The organism is Demequina rhizosphaerae, assembly GCF_000971255.1.
Classification (GTDB): domain Bacteria; phylum Actinomycetota; class Actinomycetes; order Actinomycetales; family Demequinaceae; genus Demequina; species Demequina rhizosphaerae.
Window position 1 is genome coordinate 62,766 of the sequence record NZ_BBMC01000009.1, and the last position, 21,690, is coordinate 84,455.

Annotated in this window: 24 protein-coding genes; 16 read left to right on the top strand and 8 right to left on the bottom strand. The window is 72.9% G+C overall.

The genetic code is table 11. The annotated features are described in order from the left end of the window. Window position 1: 1 nt before the first annotated feature. From AOM07_RS12195 to AOM07_RS12250, 12 genes are all read left to right on the top strand, one after another. Window positions 2–523 (top strand): FHA domain-containing protein FhaB/FipA, encoded by a 522-nt coding sequence (locus tag AOM07_RS12195; protein WP_062314197.1) that lies wholly within the window; start codon window positions 2–4, stop codon window positions 521–523. Then, window positions 523–1,722 carry a PP2C family protein-serine/threonine phosphatase gene (locus AOM07_RS12200; protein WP_156165463.1) on the top strand — a complete coding sequence of 400 codons (1,200 nt, stop codon included), beginning with the start codon at window positions 523–525 and terminating at the stop codon, window positions 1,720–1,722. The genes AOM07_RS12195 and AOM07_RS12200 overlap by 1 nt, the downstream gene beginning before the upstream one ends. Then, window positions 1,722–3,065, top strand: coding sequence for an FtsW/RodA/SpoVE family cell cycle protein (locus AOM07_RS12205; RefSeq protein WP_062314198.1), 1,344 nt, complete (start codon window positions 1,722–1,724; stop codon window positions 3,063–3,065). Before AOM07_RS12200 ends, AOM07_RS12205 begins: the two co-directional genes overlap by 1 nt. After that, window positions 3,062–4,525: a peptidoglycan D,D-transpeptidase FtsI family protein gene (locus AOM07_RS12210; protein WP_062314199.1), complete on the top strand. Its 1,464-nt coding sequence runs from the start codon at window positions 3,062–3,064 to the stop codon at window positions 4,523–4,525. Before AOM07_RS12205 ends, AOM07_RS12210 begins: the two co-directional genes overlap by 4 nt. Window position 4,526: 1 nt before the next feature. Beyond that, complete coding sequence (locus AOM07_RS12215; RefSeq protein ID WP_062314200.1) at window positions 4,527–5,483, top strand: serine/threonine-protein kinase; 957 nt, start codon at window positions 4,527–4,529, stop codon at window positions 5,481–5,483. A 42-nt stretch (window positions 5,484–5,525) separates the two neighbouring features. Further along, window positions 5,526–7,661: a Stk1 family PASTA domain-containing Ser/Thr kinase gene (gene pknB / locus AOM07_RS12220; protein WP_062314201.1), complete on the top strand. Its 2,136-nt coding sequence runs from the start codon at window positions 5,526–5,528 to the stop codon at window positions 7,659–7,661. 67 nt (window positions 7,662–7,728) lie between these two features. After that, window positions 7,729–8,811, top strand: a complete 1,083-nt coding sequence (locus tag AOM07_RS12225; RefSeq protein ID WP_062314202.1) for a polyprenyl synthetase family protein — start codon at window positions 7,729–7,731, stop codon at window positions 8,809–8,811. Beyond that, a complete protein-coding gene (locus AOM07_RS12230) occupies window positions 8,808–9,698 on the top strand; it encodes a phytoene/squalene synthase family protein (protein WP_062314204.1) in 891 nt (296 codons plus the stop codon). The genes AOM07_RS12225 and AOM07_RS12230 overlap by 4 nt, the downstream gene beginning before the upstream one ends. Further along, the gene (crtI, locus tag AOM07_RS12235) at window positions 9,695–11,311 is read left to right on the top strand and encodes a phytoene desaturase family protein (RefSeq protein ID WP_062314206.1); all 1,617 of its coding nucleotides are present in this window, start codon (window positions 9,695–9,697) and stop codon (window positions 11,309–11,311) included. The genes AOM07_RS12230 and crtI overlap by 4 nt, the downstream gene beginning before the upstream one ends. Continuing rightward, entirely contained in the window at window positions 11,308–11,640 is a 333-nt protein-coding gene (locus AOM07_RS12240; protein ID WP_062314208.1) for a lycopene cyclase domain-containing protein, read from the top strand. The genes crtI and AOM07_RS12240 overlap by 4 nt, the downstream gene beginning before the upstream one ends. Next, window positions 11,637–11,963 carry a lycopene cyclase domain-containing protein gene (locus tag AOM07_RS12245; protein ID WP_084830290.1) on the top strand — a complete coding sequence of 109 codons (327 nt, stop codon included), beginning with the start codon at window positions 11,637–11,639 and terminating at the stop codon, window positions 11,961–11,963. The genes AOM07_RS12240 and AOM07_RS12245 overlap by 4 nt, the downstream gene beginning before the upstream one ends. Further along, entirely contained in the window at window positions 11,956–12,885 is a 930-nt protein-coding gene (locus AOM07_RS12250; protein ID WP_084830291.1) for a prenyltransferase, read from the top strand. The genes AOM07_RS12245 and AOM07_RS12250 overlap by 8 nt, the downstream gene beginning before the upstream one ends. A gap of 10 nt (window positions 12,886–12,895) precedes the next feature. Here AOM07_RS12250 and AOM07_RS12255 read toward each other — a convergent pair whose 3' ends face one another. After that, the gene (locus tag AOM07_RS12255; protein ID WP_062314209.1) at window positions 12,896–13,336 is read right to left on the bottom strand and encodes a MarR family winged helix-turn-helix transcriptional regulator; all 441 of its coding nucleotides are present in this window, start codon (window positions 13,334–13,336) and stop codon (window positions 12,896–12,898) included. A gap of 70 nt (window positions 13,337–13,406) precedes the next feature. Here AOM07_RS12255 and AOM07_RS12260 point away from each other — a divergent pair, with 70 nt between their 5' ends. Then, entirely contained in the window at window positions 13,407–14,747 is a 1,341-nt protein-coding gene (locus AOM07_RS12260) for a Bcr/CflA family efflux MFS transporter (protein WP_084830292.1), read from the top strand. A 208-nt stretch (window positions 14,748–14,955) separates the two neighbouring features. Here AOM07_RS12260 and AOM07_RS12265 read toward each other — a convergent pair whose 3' ends face one another. The 3 genes from AOM07_RS12265 to AOM07_RS12270 are packed head-to-tail and all read right to left on the bottom strand — an operon-like array spanning window position 14,956 to window position 16,546. Continuing rightward, a complete protein-coding gene (locus AOM07_RS12265) occupies window positions 14,956–15,582 on the bottom strand; it encodes an aminodeoxychorismate/anthranilate synthase component II (RefSeq protein WP_062314210.1) in 627 nt (208 codons plus the stop codon). Then, window positions 15,579–15,746 carry a hypothetical protein gene (locus tag AOM07_RS14810; RefSeq protein WP_156171930.1) on the bottom strand — a complete coding sequence of 56 codons (168 nt, stop codon included), beginning with the start codon at window positions 15,744–15,746 and terminating at the stop codon, window positions 15,579–15,581. Before AOM07_RS14810 ends, AOM07_RS12265 begins: the two co-directional genes overlap by 4 nt. After that, the gene (locus AOM07_RS12270) at window positions 15,743–16,546 is read right to left on the bottom strand and encodes a class E sortase (protein WP_062314211.1); all 804 of its coding nucleotides are present in this window, start codon (window positions 16,544–16,546) and stop codon (window positions 15,743–15,745) included. The genes AOM07_RS14810 and AOM07_RS12270 overlap by 4 nt, the downstream gene beginning before the upstream one ends. Before the next feature lie 119 nt (window positions 16,547–16,665). Between AOM07_RS12270 and AOM07_RS12275 the strand changes: the two genes are divergently transcribed. After that, window positions 16,666–16,914, top strand: a complete 249-nt coding sequence (locus tag AOM07_RS12275; protein ID WP_062314212.1) for a cell division protein CrgA — start codon at window positions 16,666–16,668, stop codon at window positions 16,912–16,914. Window positions 16,915–17,213: 299 nt separating this feature from the next. On the opposite strand, the gene AOM07_RS12280 is transcribed toward AOM07_RS12275, so the two are convergent. Together AOM07_RS12280 and AOM07_RS12285 are read right to left on the bottom strand one after the other, a co-directional pair. Beyond that, a complete protein-coding gene (locus tag AOM07_RS12280; protein WP_084830293.1) occupies window positions 17,214–17,981 on the bottom strand; it encodes a rhomboid family intramembrane serine protease in 768 nt (255 codons plus the stop codon). Between the two features lie 7 nt (window positions 17,982–17,988). After that, window positions 17,989–18,528, bottom strand: a complete 540-nt coding sequence (locus AOM07_RS12285; protein WP_062314383.1) for a peptidylprolyl isomerase — start codon at window positions 18,526–18,528, stop codon at window positions 17,989–17,991. Window positions 18,529–18,655: 127 nt separating this feature from the next. On the opposite strand from AOM07_RS12285, the gene AOM07_RS12290 reads away from it, so the two are divergent. Then, window positions 18,656–19,549 (top strand): hypothetical protein, encoded by an 894-nt coding sequence (locus tag AOM07_RS12290; protein WP_062314214.1) that lies wholly within the window; start codon window positions 18,656–18,658, stop codon window positions 19,547–19,549. Window positions 19,550–19,655: 106 nt separating this feature from the next. Next, a complete protein-coding gene (locus tag AOM07_RS12295; protein ID WP_062314215.1) occupies window positions 19,656–20,057 on the top strand; it encodes a heavy-metal-associated domain-containing protein in 402 nt (133 codons plus the stop codon). Window positions 20,058–20,106: 49 nt separating this feature from the next. Here the strand turns inward: AOM07_RS12295 and AOM07_RS12300 are convergent, their stop codons facing one another. Next, window positions 20,107–20,823, bottom strand: a complete 717-nt coding sequence (locus AOM07_RS12300) for a cache domain-containing protein (RefSeq protein WP_062314216.1) — start codon at window positions 20,821–20,823, stop codon at window positions 20,107–20,109. Beyond that, the gene (locus AOM07_RS12305; protein ID WP_062314219.1) at window positions 20,820–21,581 is read right to left on the bottom strand and encodes a FadR/GntR family transcriptional regulator; all 762 of its coding nucleotides are present in this window, start codon (window positions 21,579–21,581) and stop codon (window positions 20,820–20,822) included. Before AOM07_RS12305 ends, AOM07_RS12300 begins: the two co-directional genes overlap by 4 nt. Window positions 21,582–21,690: the final 109 nt, after the last annotated feature.

A 21,690-nucleotide genomic window follows, 5' to 3' on the forward strand; every position in this document is an offset into this window, starting at 1 on the left:
CGTGAGCCAGCTCTCGATCACCCTGCTGCGCATGGGCTTCCTCGTCCTGCTGTGGACGCTCGTGCTGTCCGCCATCGCGGTGCTCCGCGCGGACCTCTACGGCACCCGCATCACCGCACGCGGACGCGGCCGCGAGTCCCGCCGCGAGCACGATGCGCGGGCGGAGAAGACCGCGTCGCCCAGCCGCGCGGCGACGGGCATCCGCACGGGCTCGATCTCCACGAAGGATCCCTCGGCCGGCCACCTCGCCGTCACGAGCGGGCCGCTCAAGGGGACCACGATCCCGCTCGGCACCGCGCCGGTGCTGGTCGGCCGCGCGAGCACGTGCACGCTGGTCATCGACGACGACTACTGCTCGGCCCGCCACTGCCGCATCTATCTCGAAGGAGACCGCTGGATGGTCGAGGACCTCGGCTCCACGAACGGCACCTACCTCGGCAACCAGAAGGTCACGGACCCCGTGCCGTTCCGCGAGGGCGACGTCATCCGCATCGGTGCGACAGCCCTGGAGCTGCGCGGCTGATGTATCTGGGCATCCACTTCGCCGCGCGCTCCGACGTAGGCCTCGTGCGCGCGAACAACCAGGACTCCGGCTTCGCCGGCCCGCACCTCCTCGCCGTCGCCGACGGCATGGGCGGCGCCGCGGGCGGCGACATCGCGTCGTCGATCGCGATCGCGCGCCTCGCGGCCCTCGAGGGCGAGGCGCACGGCCCGGACGATGCGCTCGACGAGCTCAAGGAGGCGATCTCCGACGCGCACGCGCAGATCGTTGAGCGGGCCCGCAACGACCCGGAGCTCTCGGGTCTCGGCACAACGGTGACCGCGCTGCTGCGCTCGGGCTCGACGCTGTCGATGGCGCACATCGGCGACTCGCGGGCCTACCTGCTGCGCGACGGCGACCTCGAGCAGATCACCACCGACCACAGCTTCGTCCAGCACCTCGTGGACACCGGCCGCCTGTCGGTCGCCGACGCCGAGCACCACCCCAAGCGCTCGATGCTGCTGCGCGTGCTCGGCGACATCGACGCCGACGTGCCCGTCGACATCTCCGTGCGCGAGACGCGCGACGGCGACCGCTGGTTGCTGTGCTCCGACGGCCTGTCCGGCGTCGTGAGCAAGGACACCCTGCGCAAGACGATGCTCGAGGTCGAGGACCCGGGCGACTGCGCCGACGCCCTCGTGGGCCTCGCGCTCGCCGCGGGCGCGCCCGACAACGTCACGTGCGTCATCGGCGACATCGTCGACATCGACGCCTCCCCGGACGGGATCGGGCCCGCGACCACCTCGCAGATCGTCGGCTCGGCGGCACGCGACCGTCGCAAGCCGTCGGCGGGCGGCGACTCCCCCGCGGGCAAGGCCGCGCGCCTCGCGGCGCGCGACGAGCCCGACGACGACGAGGAGCCTTCCCGAGAAGGCTGGCAGCGCGTGCGGCCCTGGCTGCTCCCCATCATCACGCTGCTCGTGCTCATCGGCGCCGCCTGGGGCGGCTACTGGTGGTCCCAGCAGCAGTACTACGTGGGCGAGGACGAGGGCTTCGTCGCCGTGTACCGGGGCATCCCCGAGTCGCTCGGCAGCATCGGCATGTCGCACGTGGTCGAGAAGACAGAGATCCTGGTCGACGAGCTGGCGCCGTACCAGCGGGAACGCGTGACGGACGCGATCCGGGTGCGCAGCCTCGACCAGGCGGCCGGCGTGGTCGCCTCGCTGGAGGCGGGCGACTAGTGGCCACCGTCTCCGACGTCATGGTCCGCACCGGGCGCCGCGGCGAGCTGGGCCTGCTCGGCCTCGCCGTGGCCGTCGCCGTGCTCGCGCGCGGCCTGGTCGACTATCACGCCGACTTCCTCGAGCTCGACGAGCTCGCGATCTACGCGGCCGCGTGGGCCGCCGTGGCGGGCGCGATCCACCTCGCGATCCGGCGCTGGGCCTCGTACGCGGACCCGGTCCTCGTCCCCGCGGTCCTCGCGCTCAACGGCATCGGCCTCGCGATGATCCGCCGCATCGACTTCGCGTACGCGAGCCGCGGGCGCGAGACCGACTTCGGCCAGGTGCAGATCATCTGGACCCTGCTCGGCATCGGACTCGCGCTCGGCGTCCTCCTGCTGGTGCGCGACTACCGGCTGCTGCGCCGCTTCACGTACACCGCGGGCCTGGTCGGGCTCATCGGCCTGCTGCTGCCGCTCATGCCCGTGATCGGCACGCAGATCAACGGCGCGCGCATCTGGATCAACGTCTTCGGCAAGTCGCTCCAGCCCGGCGAGTTCGCGAAGATCGCCTTCGTCGTGTTCTTCGCCGGCTACCTCGTGTCCAACCGCGACACGCTCGCGCTCGCCGGCCCCAAGATCCTCGGCATGCGGTTCCCGCGCCCGCGCGACATGGGGCCGCTCGCACTCGTGTGGGTCGCGGCGATGCTCGTGCAGATCTACGAGCGCGACCTCGGCACCTCGCTGCTGCTCTTCGGCATCTTCGTCGCGATGCTCTACGTCGCCACCGAGAGGCTCAGCTGGGTCGTGCTCGGCCTCGGCATGTTCGGCGTCGGCGCGGTCCTCGCCGGCACCCTGTTCAGCCACGTCGGCTCGCGCTACACCGCGTGGCTCCACGCCCTCGACTCGGCCGTCTACTCCTCCGGCGCGAGCGAGCAGCTGGTCCGCGGCCTGTTCGGCATGGCCTCCGGCGGGCTCTTCGGCACCGGCCTGGGCGAGGGCCGCCCGGACCTCGTGCCGTACGCCGAGTCCGACTTCATCGTCGCGTCGCTCGGCGAGGAGCTGGGCCTCACCGGCCTCATGGCGATCCTCACGCTGTACGTCATCATCGTGCAGCGTGCGATGCGCACCGCGATCGGCGTGCGCCACGGCTTCGGCAAGCTGCTCGCCGCCGGCCTCGGCTTCGCGATCGCGCTCCAGGTCTTCATCGTGGTCGGCGGCGTCACCCGGGTGATCCCGCTCACCGGCCTCACCACGCCGTTCCTCGCGTACGGCGGATCCTCGATGCTCGCCAACTGGATCATCGTCGGACTGCTGCTGCGCATCTCCGACCAGGCCCGCCGCCCCGAGGCGGTGACGCCGTGAACGAGCCCATCCGCCGCCTGTCCATCGTGGTGCTCGCGATGATCCTCACGCTCATGGTGGCCGCGTCCTACATCCAGGTCATCGCGGCCGGCGACCTCAACGCCGACGCGCGCAACGTGCGCACCCTGTACCGCGAGTACGGCACGTTCCGCGGCCCGATCGTCGTCGACGGCGAGTCGGTCGTGTGGTCCAAGGCGGTCGACGACCCGTTCAACTACCAGCGCACCTACGCCGACGGGCCGCTGTACGCGGCCGCCACGGGCTACTACAGCATCGTCTTCGGGCGCACCGCGATCGAGCAGACGGAGAACGACCTGCTGTCCGGCACCGCGGACTCGCTGTTCTGGACGCGCCTGAGCAACCTCGTGTCCGGCGAGACGCAGCGCGGCGCGAGCGTCGAGCTCACCCTCGACGCGGCGGTCCAGCAGGCGGCCGCGGAGGCGCTCGGCGACAGCACGGGCGCGGTGGTCGCGCTCGACCCGTCCACGGGCGAGGTGCTCGCCATGGTGACGAGCCCGACGTACGACCCGGCCACCCTCGCGGGCCACAGCTCCGCCGAGGTCAACGAGAACTACCAAGCGCTGCTCGCGCAGGAGGACGGCCCGCTGGTCAACCGCGCCATCGCGGGCGACACCTACCCGCCGGGCTCCACGTTCAAGCTCGTCGTGGCGGCCGCGGCGCTCGAGGCCGGCTACGACGCGGACTCCGAGCTCTACGCGCCCGACCAGCTCGAGCTGCCCGACAGCTCGCGCACGCTCGGCAACTACGGCGGCGAGTCGTGCTCCGCGAACGAGCGGCAGACGCTCGCGGAGTCGCTCGAGATGAGCTGCAACACGTCGTTCGCGAACCTGGGCATGCAGCTCGGCTGGGGCGTGGTCGAGCGCAAGGCCGAGGAGTTCGGCTGGGGCGAGCAGCTGTCCATCCCGCTCGCGGTGACGCCGTCGCGCCTGCCGACCAACCCGGACGAGGCGCAGACCGCCATGGCCTCGATCGGCCAGTACGACGACCGTGCGACGCCGCTCCAGATGGCGATGGTCGCCGCCGGCATCGCCAACGACGGCGTGCTCATGCGCCCCTACCTCGTCGACAACGTGCGCGACGCGGATCTCCGCGTGATCGAGGAGACGGAGCCGGAGGAGATGTCGCAGCCGATGACCCGGGCCGACGCCAACGAGCTCACGGACATGATGGTGGGCGTCGTGACGTCGGGCACCGGCACCGCCGCGCAGATCCCGGGCGTCGAGGTCGCCGGCAAGACCGGCACCGCGGAGACCGGCACCGACGAGCGGCCGCACACGTGGTTCGTCGGCTTCGCGCCGGCGGACAACCCCACCGTCGCGGTCGCGGTCCTGGTCGAGAACGGCGGCTCGACCGAGGGCGAGGTCACCGGCGGCCGCGTGGCCGCCCCCATCGCGCGCTCCGTGATGGAGGCCGCGCTCGCATCCCGGGGAGGCAGCTGACATGGGGATCCATGCAGGCACCACGCTCGGCGGACGCTACGTCCTGCGATCGCTGCTCGCGGTCGGCGGGATGGGCGAGGTCTGGCGCGGCACCGACACCGATCTCGACCGCGAGGTCGCGATCAAGGTCCTCAAGGAGGGCGCGGCGGAGAACGAGACGTTCCTGCGCCGCTTCCGCAACGAGGCCAAGAACGCGGCGGGGCTGCTCCACGGCAACATCGCGCAGGTCTACGACTACGGCGACCACGACGGCACGCCCTACATCGTGATGGAGCTCGTCGAGGGCGAGCCGCTGTCGACCATCCTCGAGCGCGAGCGCACGCTCGACGAGGCGCGGCTCGTCACGATCATGCGCCACACGTGCCGCGGCCTGGAGGCCGCGCACGCGGCCGGGATCATGCACCGCGACATCAAGCCCGGCAACCTGCTCGTGCAGGAGGCGGACCACGTGAAGATCACCGACTTCGGCGTGAGCCGCGGCACGGACCAGACGACCCTCACGGCGACGGGCATGGTGATGGGCACCGCCCAGTACCTCGCGCCCGAGCTCGCGCTCGGCAAGCCCGCGACCGCCGCCTCCGACCTGTACGCGCTCGGGATCATCGCGTTCGAGGCCGTCGCCGGCAAGCGGCCGTTCACGGCGGCGAGCGCCGTCGACATCGCGATCTCTCAGGTCAACGACCCCGTGCCGCCGCTGCCCAAGGGCGTCTCGCCCGAGCTGGCCGACCTCATCCTGCGCCTGCTCGAGAAGAACCCGCGGCGGCGCCCGGACTCCGCGCTCGAGCTCGACCGGATGCTCGCGGGCCTCACGCTCGTCGAGCCCGGCACCGGCCAGCGCGTGCCGGTGGCGACGTCGGCACCCGCCGGACCGCCGCGGCGCGCGATGCCGCCGAGCATCGCGCCGCGCGAGTACCGCCCCCGCCCCGACGTCGAGCGCCGCAGGCCGGGTCCGCGCTAGATGCGACAATGGCCCCCGAACACGGACCACGAAGGACAGTGAATGAACGACGAACCGAAGATCCTCGCCGGACGGTATGAGGTCGGCGACCTCATCGGCCGGGGCGGGATGGCCGAGGTGCATGTCGGCTACGACACGCGCCTCGGACGCACGGTCGCCATCAAGATCCTCCGTGCGGATCTCGCGCGCGACCCGTCCTTCCAGACGCGCTTCCGCCGCGAGGCCCAGGCCGCGGCGGGCCTCAACCACCCCAGCATCGTCGCCGTGTACGACACGGGCGAGGACACCATCGTCAACCCCGACGGCAACCCGCAGGCGGTGCCGTTCATCGTGATGGAGTACGTCGAGGGGCACACGGTCCGCGAGATCCTCAAGGGCGACGTCGCCGCGCCGATCGACGAGGCCGTCGAGATCACCGCCGGCGTGCTCGCCGCGCTCGACTACTCGCACCACGCCGGGCTGGTCCACCGCGACATCAAGCCGGCCAACATCATGCTCACGCCCACCGGCGCCGTGAAGGTGATGGACTTCGGCATCGCGCGCGCCCTCGCGGACGCCGGCCAGACGATGACCCAGACGCAGGCCGTCGTGGGCACCGCCCAGTACCTGTCGCCGGAGCAGGCGCGCGGCGAGAACGTCGACGCGCGCTCCGACCTCTACTCCACCGGCTGCGTGCTCTTCGAGCTGCTCACCGGCCGCCCGCCGTTCGTGGGCGACTCGCCCGTGTCGGTGGCGTACCAGCACGTGCGCGAGCCCGCGCCCCGCCCGTCGCAGTTCGCGTCGGACGTCCCGCCGGAGCTCGACCAGGTCGTCATGCGTGCCCTGTCGAAGAACCGCGACGAGCGCTACGCGAGCGCGCAGGAGTTCCTCGCGGACCTCCGGAGCGTGATGGCCGGCGACGGCGTCTCGCCGTCCACCGGCGCGGTCGCGCTCGGCTCCGCCGCGCTCGGCGCGGGGGCCGCGGGCGTGGCCGCCGCCGCGATGGCCGGCGGCGACGAGGCCGAGCCCGAGTCCGGCGCGACCGAGATCATGCCCGAGCCCGCCGTCTCCGGGCAGACCGCGGTCATGCCCGGCGCGGCGTGGGCGGCGAACGGCCAGCCGACGTCGGTGACCCCGGGCGGCGCCCCCGCGACCGCCGCGGTCGACACGATCGAGGAGGACGAGGACCCGGCCGCGATCCGTCGCCGCCGGATCATCCAGTGGTCGATCCTCGGCGCCGCGCTCGTCGCGGCCGCGCTGCTCATCGCCGCGCTGTTCATGATGACCCGGGAGGCGCCGGCGGTCGAGCCGAGCCCGTCCGCCGCGAGCGTCGAGATCCCCGAGCTCGAGGGCTTCACCAAGGCCGATGCGAAGGAGGAGCTCGCCACGCTCGGGCTCGAGGCCGAGTTCAAGAACGAGGCGTCCGACGAGATCGAGCAGGACCTCGTCACGCGCACCAACCCCAAGGCGGGACGCAACGTCGAGGAGGGCAGCACCGTCACGGTGTTCATCTCGAGCGGTCCCGACGTGGTCCAGGTGCCCGACGTCAAGGGCTACACCGAGGAGGACGCGATCCAGCGGCTCGAGGACGCGGGCCTGCGCGTGGTCGCGAAGGACACGGTCGACGACCCGTCGCTCGACGAGGGCCGCGCCTCCAAGACCGACCCGAAGGCGGGCTCCGAGGTCGCCAACGGCGAGGCCGTGACGCTGTACCTCGCGACGGGCCTCGTGGAGCTCCCCGACCTCACCGACCTCACGATCGACAAGGCGCGCCAGCGCCTCGGCAAGCTCAACCTCGTGCCGTCCGAGACGTACCAGGAGACCACCGACGTCGACCCCGGCACCGTGCTCTCGCAGGACCCGAGCCCGGGCCGCGTCGAGCGCGGCTCGACGGTCCAGCTCGTCGTCTCCGAGGCGCCGTCGACGGTCGCCGTGCCCGACGTCACCGGCAAGTCCGAGAACGCCGCGCGCAACGACCTCGAGGGCGACGGCCTCGCCGTGGGCAACGTCACCGTCGACACGAGCGCGGCCGACCCGAACCTGGCGGGCACCGTGAAGTCGACCAACCCCAACGGCGGCACGCAGGTCGCGCCCGGCACGGCGGTCGACCTCGTGATGTGGTGCGACGTGCGCGCCGTGCTCGTCACGCCGGACCCGGGCCAGCCCGACGTGACGGAGCAGCAGTACGAATGCCGCTGATGACGCTTCGATAACGACGGCGCCCCCGGGGAATACCCTCGGGGGCGCCGCTGTCTATGCTGGCGTGATGACGCCGCTGGGGACCGTCGACGGGGTGCGCGCCTTCGTCGACTCCGCCCTCGACGCCGTGCGCGCGACCCTCGACGACCATGTGACGCAGGCGATGGCGGAGCTGCCCGCCGCCGGCACCGACTACCGCAACCTCTGGGCCTCCCTGGGCGACCAGTACCTCGGCGGCAAGAACCTGCGCCCCTCGCTCACGCTCGCCGCATACGCGGGCCTGGGCGGCGAGGAGCCCGACGCGGTGGTGCCCGTCGCCGCCGCGATGGAGATGCTCCACACGGCGATGCTGGTCCACGACGACATCCTCGACGGCGACGAGGTGCGCCGCGGCCGCCCCAACGTCGCCGGCACCCGCCGCCGCGCGCTCGCCGGCACCCGGCTCACGCCCGACCAGGTCGACTCGCATGTGCTGTCCGCCGCGCTGCTCGGCGGCGACCTCGCCCTCGCGTCGTCCTACGACCTCATCTCGCGGGCCAAGCTGCCCGCGCACCACCGCATCGCGTGCCTCGACCTCGTCACCCGCGCGATCCGCACCACGATCGCGGGCGAGCTGCTCGACATGTACGGCGACATGGTGGCGCCCGAGGACGCGAACTCGCTGCTGGTCGCCGAGCTCAAGACCGCGACGTACTCGTGCATCGTGCCGCTGCTCGCCGGCGCCCAGCTCGCGGGCGCCGACCCAACCATGGTCGGCCACCTCGAGAAGCTCGGCGCCTCGCTCGGCCTCAGCTTCCAGCTGGTCGACGACGACCTCGGCGTGTTCGGGGACCCCGCCGTCACCGGCAAGTCGGTGCTGTCCGACCTGCGGGCGGGCAAGCGCACCGAGCTGCTGCGACTGGGCTTCCAGCAGGCCGATGCGGCGGGCCGGGAGGTGCTCGCGAGCGCCGTCGGCGACCCCGACCTGGACGAGGACGGCGCCGCCCGCGTGCGCGAGGTGCTCATCGCCTCGGGCGCGCGCGACCGGGCGCTGCGGGTCGCACGCCAGCACGCCCGCATCGCGCGGCGCGTCGCCTCCGAGCGCATCCCCGCGCCGCTGTCGGGCTACCTCGTCGACCTCATCGACAGCCTCGAGGACCGGCCGTCGTGAGCCGCCGCTCGCGGCGCCGGCACCACGACGACGAGGACGCCTCCCTCGCGCTCTACGACGCGACGGCCCGCGACGCCGCAGCCCGCGTGATCGCGCGCTACTCGACCTCGTTCGGGCTCGGCACGCGCATCCTCCCGCGCGCCGAGCGCGCGCACATCCGCGCCGTCTACGCGATGGTGCGGGTCGCCGACGAGATCGTCGACACCTACCGTGGGGACGATGCGGCGGACCAGCTCGCGCGCTTCGAGGCCGAGGTGCACCGCGCCATGGACGCCGGCTTCAGCTCCGACCTCGTCGCCCACGCGTTCGCGCTCACCGCGCGCGAGGTCGGCATCACCCGCGAGCAGACCGAGCCGTTCTTCGCGTCGATGCGCATGGACCTCACCGAGGCCGTCCACGACGACGCGTCGCTCGCGCGCTACATCTTCGGCTCCGCCGAGGTCGTGGGGGAGATGTGCCTCGCGGTCTTCGTCAACACCGGCCACGGCCCGCGCCCGCTCGCGCCCGACGTGCGCGCCGGCGCCAGACGGCTCGGCGCCGCGTACCAGAAGGTCAACTTCCTCCGCGATCTCGCGACCGACGACGGCGACCTCGGGCGCTCGTACTTCCCCGGCGTCACCGCGGCGACGCTGGACGATGCGCGGCTCGCCGAGCTCGTCGCCGAGTGCCGGGCGGACATCGAGGCCGCCGAGCAGACCCTCGACGCGCTCCCGACGCGGGCGCGCGCGGCCGTCGGCACGACGATCGACATCTACGGCCGCCTGCTCGACCAGATCGCGGCGACGCCCGCCCGGAACCTCGTCACCCGTCGCGTGCGGGTGCCGAACCCCGTCAAGGCCACGCTGGCGGCGCGCAACCTCGCCTCGATGCGAAGGAGGACCGCATGACCGGACCGCGGATCGCGGTGATCGGGGGAGGCGTCGCGGGGCTCGCGACCGCCGGGCTGCTCGCACGCGGCGGCGCGCAGGTGGTGCTCCTCGAGCGGCACGCGTCGCTCGGCGGGCGCATGGGCCGCATCGAGGTCGCCGGCCACACGTTCGACTCCGGCCCGTCCTGGTACCTCATGCCCGAGGCCTTCGCGCAGTGGTTCGCGCTCATGGGGCGCGACGTCGCGGACGAGCTCGACCTCGTCGACCTCGACCCGCGCTACCGGGTGTTCTTCGAGGGGAACGATGCGTGGGGCGCGGCCGAGACGCTCGACGTGTCCGCGGACCCCGAGGAGAACTGGCGCCGCTTCGACGCGCTCAGCCCGGGCGAGGGCGAGGCCATGCGCGCCTACGCCGAGGAGGCGGGGGTGCTCTACCGCTTCGCGCTCGAGCGCTTCCTCTACACGACGTTCGCCCGCCCGCACACGGCGATCAACCGCGACGTGCTGCGCCGGCTGCCGCTGCTCGCGGGCCTGCTGAGCCGCTCGCTCGGCGCCCGCATCGCGGCCCGCGTCCGGGACCCCCGCCTGCGGCAGATCCTCGGCTTCCACGCGGTGTTCCTCGGCTCGTCGCCGGAGCGCACGCCGGGCCTGTTCTCGCTCATGAGCCACCTCGACCTCACCGACGGCGTCCGCTACCCGCGCGGCGGCATGTACGCGCTCACCGAGGCGATCGCGCGCGTGGCACGCGAGGAGGGCGCCGAGCTGCGCACCTCCGCGCCCGTCGCCCGGATCCTCGTCGACGACCAGGGCTTCGCCACGGGCGTCGAGCTCGACGACGGCGAGGTCGTGCGGGCCGATGCGGTGGTCGGCGCCGCGGACCTCCACCACGTCGAGACGGCCCTGGTGCCCGAAGACAGGCGCACGCATCCCGAGCGGGCGTGGCGGCGCCGCAAGCCGGGTGTGGGCGCGCTGCTCGTCATGGCCGAGGTCGACGGCGACGTGCCCGAGCTGTCGCACCACAACCTGTTCTTCACGCGCGACTGGGACGCCAACTTCGACGCGATCCTCGCGCGCGAGCTCCCTCCCGTCCCGGCGTCCATCTACGTCTCCCGGGTGGGCGCGACCGACCCCGCGGTGTCGCCGGCCGGCAAGGACTCGCTGTTTATGCTCGTCCCGTTCCCCGCGGACCCGTCCCTGGGCGCGACGCCCGAGTCCCGCGCCGACCTCATGGCGCTGGGCCGCCGCTACCTCGCGCAGGTGGGCGCCTGGGCGGGCGTGCCCGACCTGCCCGAGCGGTCCACGGTGCTGCGCGTCACGACGCCCGCGGACTTCGCGGACGGCCTCGGCGCGTGGCAGGGCGGCGCGCTCGGCCTCGAGCACACGCTCACGCAGTCCGCGGTCTTCCGCCCCGCCAACGTGTCGTCGAAGATCCCCAACCTGCTCTACGCGGGGGCGTCGACCGTGCCCGGCATCGGCGTGCCGCTGTGCCTCATCTCCGCGGAGCTGGTCGCCAAGCGCCTGCTCGGCGCGGTCGACGCGGGACCGCTGCCCACGCCGGCACCGCGCGGCTTCCTCGGCCGCTCGCGCGCGGACGGGATGCTCGGCAACCTCGCGCGGCGGGCGGGCGCGTGACCTCGTACGCCTACCTGGCCGCGCTGCTCGTGTCGATCTCGGGCCTCGCCGTCATCGACCTGCGCTACCGGGTCGCGGTCTTCGACCGCCCGCGCCCCGCGCTGCTCACCATCGCGATCGCGGTCGCGGCGTTCCTCGCGTGGGACGCCGCGGGCGTGGGGCTCGGAATCTTCTTCATCGGGGACGCGGCGTACCTGTCCGGCGTGACCATCGCCCCGGAGGTGCCTCTCGAGGAGCTGTTCTTCCTCGTGCTGCTCGCCTACCAGACGCTGCTGCTGTGGCGCTGGCTCGACCGGCGCGCCCGCGCCCGGCAGGAGGCCCCGGCATGAGCTACGTGCTCCTGTCCCTCGCGGTGCTCGCGCTCATCGCGGCGGCGACCGTCCCCACGCTGCGGCGCCTCCCGCAGCGTCCCCTGCTGCTCACCGGGCTCGCGCTGATCGTGCTCACCGCGGTCTTCGACAACGTCATCGTCGGGCTCGGGATCGTCGCCTACGACGAGGCCCTCATCTCCGGCGTCCGCGTGGGCTCCGCGCCGATCGAGGACTTCTCGTACACGCTGGGAGCCGTGATGCTCGTGCCGGCGCTGTGGACGTGGCTCGCCGGTCCCACCCCCACCACCGCCTCCACCGGCCCGGATGCCCACCATGCTTGAGTCGCACGATCCCGCACCCACCGGACAGCCGCCCGCGCCCGGGCTGCTCGGGTCGCTCATCCGCGCCTCGCGCCCGGTGTCCTGGATCAACACCGCCTTCCCGTTCGCGGCCGCGTACCTGCTGGCGGCGCGCGAGGTCGACGCGGTGCTCGTGGTCGGCACGCTGTTCTTCCTCGTCCCGTACAACCTGCTGATGTACGGGATCAACGACGTCTTCGACTACGAGTCGGACCTCGCCAACCCCCGCAAGGGCGGCATCGAGGGCGACGTGGTGCGCGACCGGGCCCACGCGCGCCGGGTGCATCGCGCCATCCTGTGGGCCTGCACGATCACGGTGATCCCGCCGTACGTGTGGCTGCTGACCCAGGGCGGCGTCGCGGCCGGCGTGACGCTCACGCTCGTGCTGTTCGGCGTGGTCGCGTACTCGGCGCCGGGCCTGCGGTTCAAGGAGCGGCCGTTCCTCGACTCGCTCACCTCGGCGCTGCACTTCTGCGGGCCGCTGCTGTACGCGCTCGTGGTCGCCGAGGTCCCGCTCCTCGACCCGGGCGCCTGGCCCGTGTGGGTCGCCTTCATCCTCTGGGGCATGGCGAGCCACGCCTTCGGCGCGGTCCAGGACGTGCGCGCGGACCGCGAGGGCGGCATCGCATCGGTGGCCACCGTTATCGGGGCGCGCGCCACGGTGTGGTTCGCGCTCGCCCTGTACGCCGCATCGTCCCTGGTCCTGCTCGCGCTGCCGTGGCCGGCGAACCTCGCGGCGCTCCTTCCTCTCGCCTACGTCGCGTCCGTGGCGCGCTTCGTCGGCGTCACCGACGAGACGTGCGAGGACGCGAACCGCGGCTGGCGCACCTTCCTGTGGCTCAACCAGCCCGTGGGCTTCGCGGTGACGATGCTCGTGATCGCGACCTGGAAGGGCTGGGGGTAGGCCGGGAGGATCAGCGCGCGCGGAGCCCCGTCTCGAGCCGCTCGAGCAGGTCGACGGTCGCGCAGGCCTCGCCGACGTCCCCGCCGAGCGCCGCGCGCACCCGCGCCGTCCAGTACTCCCGGATCCGCGCCACGCTCTCGTCCGCGAGCGCCGTCGCCTCGAGCCGCTGCTGACGCTGGTCGGCGGGGTCGGGAGCGCGCCGCACGAGCCCCTTGTCCTCGAGGCTGCGCACCGCGGCGGAGAGGTTGGGGCGGCGCAGCCCCGTGGCCTCGGCTGCCGCGCTCGGTGAGGTGCCGGGGTTCCGGTGCACCCAGCGGAGGACCGTGGTCTCGGTCCCCGTGAGCGGGACGAGGTCGAGGCCTCCCGCCTGCGGATCGAGGTCGCGGGCGATCCGCATGATCGCGTCGGCGAGCTCGGCGAGCTGCCGGTCGGTGGGGTCGTCGTCAACCATGCGTCAGAGGCTACCGCTCCGCGGGATATTTAGTTATACTTTCATAACTCAACCCCGGGAGGACCCGTCGATGACCGCTGCCCCGAGCACGCCCCACGCCGCCGCCGCCGCGACCGCGACCGCCGAGCCCGCCGGCGCCGCCATCACCGCGCGCGCAACCGCGACCGCAAGCGCACCCGCGACGGCAACCGCACCCGCGACCGCCGGGGCCGCCATCACCGCCGCCCTGCTCGCCGTGCTCGGCCTGCTCTCGGCGATCGCGCCGTTCGCGACCGACCTCTACCTGCCGGCCTTCCCCCAGATGGCCGAGGAGCTCGGCACCGGCGCGACGACCATCCAGCTCACCCTCACCGCCTTCCTCCTCGGGGTCACCGCGGGTCAGTTGGTCTTCGGCCCGCTGTCCGACCGCTTCGGGCGCGTGCCGCCGCTGCTCGCGGGCGCGGCGCTCATGGTCGCGGGCGGGATCGCGACGGTGCTCGCGCCGTCGGTCGGCGTGCTCGTGGTGGCGCGCCTCGCGCAGGGCCTCGGCGGCGCCGCGGGCATGGTGATCGGCCGCGCCATCATCTCCGACCTCGCGACCGGGAAGGCCGCCGCGCGCGCGTTCAGCCTCATGATGATCGTCGGCGGCGTCGCGCCGGTCATCGCCCCCGTGGTGGGCGGATTCCTCGTCGAGCCGCTCGGCTGGCGGGGCATCCTCGGCATCGTCCTCGGCCTGTCCGTCGTCATGCTCGTCGCCGTCGTCGCGGTCGTGCGCGAGTCCTACCCCGCCGAGCGCCGGCTCGCCGACCGCGCCGAGCGCATCGCCTCCGGCTCCCCCCTGCGCGCGCTCCGCTCGCGGGCGTTCCTCGGCTACGCGGCGGCGTTCTCCTTCGCGTTCGCGGTGATGATGGCGTACATCTCCGCCTCGCCGTTCCTCTACCAGGACATGATGGGGCTCGACTCGACGGGCTACGGGCTCGCGTTCGGCGTCAACGCGCTCGCCCTCATGGTGGTGAGCGGGCTGTCCGCCAAGGCCGCCGAGACGCGCGACGTGCGCCTGCTGCTGGTCCTCGGCGTCCTGCTCGTGCTCGCGTCCACCCTCGTCCTCGCGCTCATGGTGGTGCTCGGGCTGCCGACCGGCTGGCTGGCCGTCCCGCTGTTCACCGCGGTGGGCAGCATGGGCCTCGTCTTCGGCAACGCGACCGCGCTGGCGCTCGACGCCGTGCCGGCGGCCGCGGGCGCCGCGTCAGCCGTGCTCGGCGCGCTCCAGTTCGGGCTCGCGGCCCTCGTGTCGCCGCTCGTGAGCATCGGCGGCGCCTCGGCCGTGCCGCTCGCCGCGGTGATGGTCGCGTGCGCGGTCGTCTCCGCATTCGCGCTCGTGTCGGCGCTCGGCTGGCGGACGGTCGGAGCGCGGGTGCGCGAGGCGGTGTAGTTGTTCGATGCTCCCGCTTTTTATGCACGAACGAGCGCTCGGTTCCTTCGTGCGTAAATAGCGGGAGCATCGTGCACCCAACCTGCCGCACGTAGCAGTCGCGTCGCGGCGAGCGCGTCGTGCACCCAACCTGCCGCGCGCCGCACGGCGGAACCGCGTCGCGGAGGGCGCGGCGGACCGTGACGCGGCCGCGCAGCCGCCCGGCCGCCTACCTCCGCACGAGCGGGCTGAGACCCGCGGCGCGCGCCTCGGGATCCGGCATGCCGCACACCTCGAGCCAGTTGGCGAGCAGGCGGTGGCCGCCCTCGGTGAGCACGGACTCGGGGTGGAACTGCACGCCGTGCAGGGGCAGCTCCCGGTGCTGGAGCCCCATGATGATGCCGTTCGCGGTCGAGGCGGTGACCTCGAGGTCGTCGGGGACCGTCGGGTTCTCCACCGCGAGCGAGTGGTAGCGCGTCGCGGTGAACGGCGACGGCAGCCCGTCCATGACGGAGTCACCGGCGTGCGTGACGTCCGAGGTCTTGCCGTGCATGAGCTCCGGGGCGTGCGAGACGACGCCGCCGTAGACCTCGGCCAGCGCCTGGTGGCCGAGGCAGATCCCGAGCATCGGCGTGCCGGTCTCCGCGCAGCGACGGATGACGTCCATCGACGAGCCGGCCTCCGCCGGGGTGCCGGGGCCGGGGGAGATGAGCACGCCGTCGTATTCGGTGACGTCGCCCGCCTGCGCCACCGCATCGTTCCTCACGACGACCGTCTCGGCGCCCATCTGCCGCAGGTAGCCGACGATCGTGTAGACGAAGGAGTCGTAGTTGTCGACGACGAGGATGCGGGTCATGGCACGGCCTCCACGTTCTGGTCCTGGATGTCGAAGGTGACCGAGAACCACGGGTACACCCACTGGAAGAGCACCGCGACGATCGCGGCGATGAGGACGAGCAGCAGCGCGACCCTCAGCCACACGGGGCCGGGCAGCAGGCTCCAGACGAACGGGAAGATCATGGCTGGGGGATCTCCTCGAGGATCTCCGGGGGCACGCCGATGCCGGTGGGCGCCCAGTACTCGAGCTCGCCGTGGACGATGTAGCGCTCGGCGGCGGAGTACATCGGGTGGCAGGTCGTGAGCGTGATGTAGTACCCGTCGGGTGCGGCGCCGATCTCGCCCGGCCTGGGCGCGATCACCTCGACCTGGGTCGGGTAGACGATGAGGTCGTCGGTGACCCGGTAGACGTACCAGGCCTCCTCCGTCTGCACGACGAGCGCGTCGCCCCGCTCGAGCTCCGCGATCCGGTTGAACGGCTTGGCGTACGTGGTGCGGTGGGCCGAGATCGCGAAGTTGCCGTACTCGCCGGGCATGCCCGTCCCCGGGTAGTGGCCGATGCCGAGCACGTCGAGCACCTCCGCGCGGGTGACGCCCTCGGAGATCGGCTTGACGTAGTCGGTGCCCCAGCGCGGCACGTAGAAGGTCGCGAACGTCGTGGCGAAGGCGGGCTCGTCCATCACCGGGGCGCTCTCCGGGGGCATGCGCGCCCCGACGGGGATGACCTCGGGGCCGGCGTCCTCCTCCGCATCGGCGGCGACGATCGGCTCGGTGTACGCCCAGTCGAGGGTCTCGAGGACGTGCTCCTGCTCCTTGCCCGCGATGACGTCGGTGTAGAAGAGCTGCCAGACGACATACAGGCCGATGACGGCGCCCGCGATGATGAGCAGCTCCCCGACGAGCGCGATGAGGCGCGTGCCGATGCCGGCGCGGCCGGGCCGCGGCGGGCCGGGCTCGGTGGGGACCTGGACGGATGCCGTCATGATGCGCCCAGCCTACGGGAGCCCCGCACCAGCGGGAATCCCGTTCCGGGACCCTCTCTCGGTACCCTTGGAGCCATCCCCCGCGCGCGTGCGCGACCGCAGAACCCACGGAGTTGACAGTGGCAGTCTCGAAGAAGCGTGACCAGAAGGTCTACAAGGCCCCCCGCAACCTGGGCAAGCCCCAGAGCGACAACCCGAAGTGGCTCCTGCCCACGGCGCTGACGCTCCTGGTGCTGGGCCCCACCTGGATCGTCATCTACTACGTCTCCAAGGCGCAGTACCCGATCCCGGGCATCTACGACTGGAACCTCGGGTTCGGCTTCGTCTTCATGGCCGCAGGCATGGTCCTGCTCACGCGCTGGAAGTGAATCGCACCGCTGTAGTTATCCCCATGCCCGTCCACAACGGTGGAGAAACCACACGGATGTAGTTATCCCCGGCTGTGCACAACGATGGGGATAACTACACGGATGTCATTCACATCTGTGGATGACTGTGGGGATTTCGGGGATTCCGGCCGTACTTGTCCACAACCCCGGCCTGTGGAGAGATTCGGCCACTACCTGGGGACGCGGCCCCTCCGCGGGGCCTGCGGCTCCCGGCCCGGCCGGACAAGCAGAACGGCCCCGCCGCTGCTGCGACGGGGCCGTGAGAGCGCAAGGCCGCGCTACGAGGGCTTGCGGCCCACCCAGCGGAGCATGGCGAGCATGGTGAGCGCGCCCGCGACGGCGCCGCCCAGGTGGCCCTGCCACGAGATGCCGGGGATGACGAAGCCGAGCACGAGCCACAGGCCCGCCGTGGTGACGAGCGCGCGGAAGTCGAGCCGGAGCTTCGACAGCACGACGGCGTACGCGGCGATGACGCCGAAGATGGCGCCGGAGGCTCCGCCGTGCGCGCCGCCGTCCGCGAGGAGCTCGACCGCGGCCGAGCTGCCCAGCAGCGAGACGCCGTAGAGCAGCCCGAAGCGGAGCCGCCCGAGGATGGGTTCGAGCTGCGAGCCGAACTGCCACAGCACCAGCATGTTCATCGCGATGTGCCAGATGGAGAAGTGGACGAAGCCGGAGCTGATCCAGCGGTACCACTCGTCGCCGACGCCCATCGTGGCCTCGCCCGCGGCGGGCAGGAGCGCCCAGCGCGCCCACCACAGCTGCTTGCCGAGCACCAGGTAGCCGTACGCGAACGCCGCGACGTTCGCGATGACGAGGCTCACCGTCACATAGGGCGTGCCGTGGGCGGTGGTGAAGCCGAGGCGGTTGACCGTCGGCCGTGCGGACGCGCGCGCCTCGCGCACGCAGTCGACGCACTGGATCCCCACCGGCGCCGGGCGCTGGCACTCCGGGCAGGCGGGGCGTCCGCAACGCTGGCAGCGGACGTAGGACACCCGGTCCGGGTGCCGCGGGCACGTGGGCGCAGCGGCACCCGGATCCTGGGTCATGCGAGCCTTACTCGGAGATCGTGACGCCGGTGATCACGACGTCCTGCTGCGGACGGTCGCGGCCATCGGTGGGCGTGCTCGCGATCGCGTCGACGACGGCCTTGGACTCGTCGTCCGCGACCTTGCCGAAGATCGTGTGCTTGCCGTTGAGCCAGCTCGGCTTGTCCACGGTGATGAAGAACTGCGAGCCGTTGGTGCCGCCGGGGCGGCCGGTGATGGGGTTGAGGCGCTGGCCGGCGTTCGCCATCGCGAGCAGGTAGGGCTCGTCGAAGCGGAGCTCCGGGTGGATCTCGTCGTCGAAGTTGTAGCCCGGGCCGCCGGTGCCGGTGCCGAGCGGGCAGCCGCCCTGGATCATGAAGCCCGAGATGACGCGGTGGAAGACGAGGCCGTCGTAGAACGGCTTGGTCGACTTCTCGCCCGTCTTCGGGTCCTTCCACTCCTTCTCGCCGGTGGCGAGGCCCACGAAGTTCTTGACCGTCACGGGCGCGTGGTCGGGGTACAGCTCGATGCGGATGTCCCCTGCGGTGGTCTGAAGCGTTGCGATCATGACCGCCATTGTTCCATGGCCCTCGCCACCACGCGCCTCAAGTGGCACGATGGATGGAAGGGTTGAGGACGAGTGCCGGTTGTCCGATGAGAAGGATGAATCAGGCACGGACCAGGAGGAGCGCAACATGGGCAAGGTTTCTTTCCAGAGCTTCGACGCCGACAAGGCGCGCGATCAGGCGGCCGACGCGGCGAAGCAGGCGCGGGTGGCCGCACGCGAGGCGTCGGACGCCGCCCGCAAGGCCGCGAAGCGTGCCAAGGAGTGGGCCGAGCCCCAGTACGAGAGCGCCAAGGAGTGGGCGACGCCGCGCGCCAAGGACGCGTACCACAAGGGCGCGAAGAAGGCCTCGCCGTACGTGCACAAGGCCGGCGACACCACCGAGCACTGGGTCGACGTCGCGCACGCCGCGATCGTCGGTGCCGCGATCCCCGCGGTGCTGGCGGCGGTGGACGATGCGGCGGGCGCCGAGGACGAGAAGGGCGGCCGTGGCTGGGGTCGCGTCCTCGTGCCGATCGCCCTCGCCGCTGCGGCGGGTGCCGCCGTGGTCGTGTGGGCGCGCCGGGACCGCGACCGTGACCCGTGGGCGGGCGAGGACGAGGAGTGGGAGTTCGCCGCCGAGGGCGACTTCAAGGACAACCTCCGTCGCAACGTGAACAAGGCCGTCGACGCCGCCGCGGACGCCGCCAAGAAGGCCGCGGACGCCGCGACCGCCGCGGCTAACGCCGCCGCCGAGGTCATCAACGACAAGGCCGGCCCCACGTACGAGAAGGTGCGCGAGGCCGCCGGCCCCGCCGCCGAGCAGATCCGCGACACCGCGGTGACCGAGGCCAAGAAGGTCGCCGACGTCGCCGGCCCGGCCTTCACCAAGGTGAAGGACACCGCGATCACCGAGGCCAAGAAGGTCAAGGACGCGGCGGACGAGGCCCGCGCCCGCGCGGCCGAGGAGGTCGTCTCGACCATCGACGACGCCGAGGACGTGTGGGAGGACGTGGCCGAGGAGGCCAAGCCCGACGAGAAGTAGCGGCACCCGACGCGAGCGGGGCCCGGCCATGGCGGCCGGGCCCCGCTCGCGTCTCCCGGGACCAAGGGTTGACCTTGCCCCGGGCTGGAAGGAATACGGTCGTGGCATGGAGATCATGAGCCACGTGCCCGGGACCGTCGTCGAGCTCGCCGTGTCGGGCATGACCTGCGACGGCTGCTCGTCGTCCGTCGAGAAGGCCCTCACCGGCCTCGCCGGCGTCCGCTCGGCGTCGGTCGACCACGCCAGCGGCCGCGCCGTCGTCCTGCTGGACGCCGAGACCGCCGCCGAGGACTTCGCCTTCGACGCCGACGCCGCGATCCACGACGCCGGCTACACCCTCGAGGGCGCCCAGGCCCGCCCCGAGCGCGCCAAGCGCGCGGGCGGCGGCGGCTGCGGTGGCGGCGGCGCCTGCGGCTGCGGCGGGGCCGAGGCGAAGGCCCCCGAGCCCGTCGCGGTCGCCGTCGACGACGCCTCGTGCTGCGGCGGCGGCTCCGACAGCTGCTGCTGAGCCTCAGGCGGCGCGGAAGACCGCGCTCAGGCCGCGCGGGAGACCGCGCTCAGGCGGCGCGGGAGACCGCGAGCGTGCCGCCGCACCCCGGGACGGGGTGCCACTCGCACGACCATCCGAGGCGGCGCGCGGGCGTGCCCGGCTCGACGGCCGCATCGGTCGCCGCGATGACGCGTCCGGCCGCCGTGCCCAGCACGGCGGGCACCGAGGCGGCGCCGATGACGCCGTCGGTGAGCCGCTCGAGCCGCGCGACGGAGAGATCCGCGCCGACCACGCCGGCCACGCGGCCGTCGGCCTCGACGGGCATGGTGAGCGTGAGCGTGAGCTCGTCGGTGCACAGGTAGTCGACGTACGGGCCGGCGAGGTACGCGCCGCGCCCGAGGACCGCGCCGCGCCACCACTCGAGGCGCGTGTAGTCGTGGAAGGACTCGTCGAGCGGGTCCTCGATCGACACGAGCCGGCGCAACGTGCCCGGTCGTCCGCCGAGGCCCACGCCGTTGGCCGCGCTCGCCCACCAGGCGAGGTGCCACGGGGCGTCCTCGAGGAAGCCCGGCGCCGCGACGAAGCCGGCGCCGAGGGTCGGCCGCGAGTCGGCGAGCGACGGCGCGACCAGCCACTCGACCGCCTCGTCGACGTCGGCGGCACGGGCGTCACCGCCGGACAGCACGCCCTCGAGCCGGTCGCGCCAGTCCGACACCTCGGCGAACAGGGGCGCGAGGGAGGCGCCGAGCACGTCGGCCATCTCGAGGATCGCGGCGGTGATCATCGCTCCGCCGCCTCGCGGACCGCGAGCAGGCGGTCGACCAGCCAGCCCACCTGCTCGACCACGACGGCGCGGGCCTCCTCGGGGCTCTCGTCCGCGATCGCGGCGATGAGCCGGCGGTGCCGCGCGGCGTTGCCCGCCACGACGGCCTGCTCCTGGAGCGCGATCCACAGCAGCGGGCCGAACTCCGCCTGCAGCCTCACCTGCTCGGACACGAGCCGCGCCGAGCGGGACAGCGCCGCCACCTCGAGGCGGATGCCGTTCTCCGCGCGCCGCGCCGCCGCGCCGTTCGCGGCCGCGCCGCCCTCGACGAGCAGCGCGAGCGAGTCCACCTCGTCGGGCGTGGCGAAGAGGGCTGCGCGCTCGGCCGCGCCGGCGGCGATGAGCCCGTAGACGAGACCCATGTCGCGCAACTCGACGCGCGACATGGCGGCGAGCCGCGAGACGAGCGCCGTCCGCGCATCGTCCCCGCTGCCGCACACGAAGCTGCCGCCCGCGCGCCCGCGGCGCGTCTCGATGAGCCCCGCCGAGCGCAGCGACTCGAGCGCCTCGCGCGCGGTCACGGTCGCGACGCCGAACTGGCGGCCGAGCTCCTGCTCGGTCGGGAGGCGCTCGCCCTGCTCGAGCAGGCCCAGCTGGATCGCGTCGGCGAGGCGCTGCGCGACGGCGTCCGCGCGGCCCACGGGCGCGAGCGGCGCGAAGATCGCCGCGTGCGTCGCCGACCGCGCGGCGGCGGCCCCCGGACCCCACGACATGCCCATGGCACTCCCTTCCCCGGCCGCCATTGTCGCCGCCGCCGGCGCCCCCGCAAAGGTCTGGGTCCAGAGATTTAATCGAGTTGTTACACGGCGGGCCTTGCATATGACATCT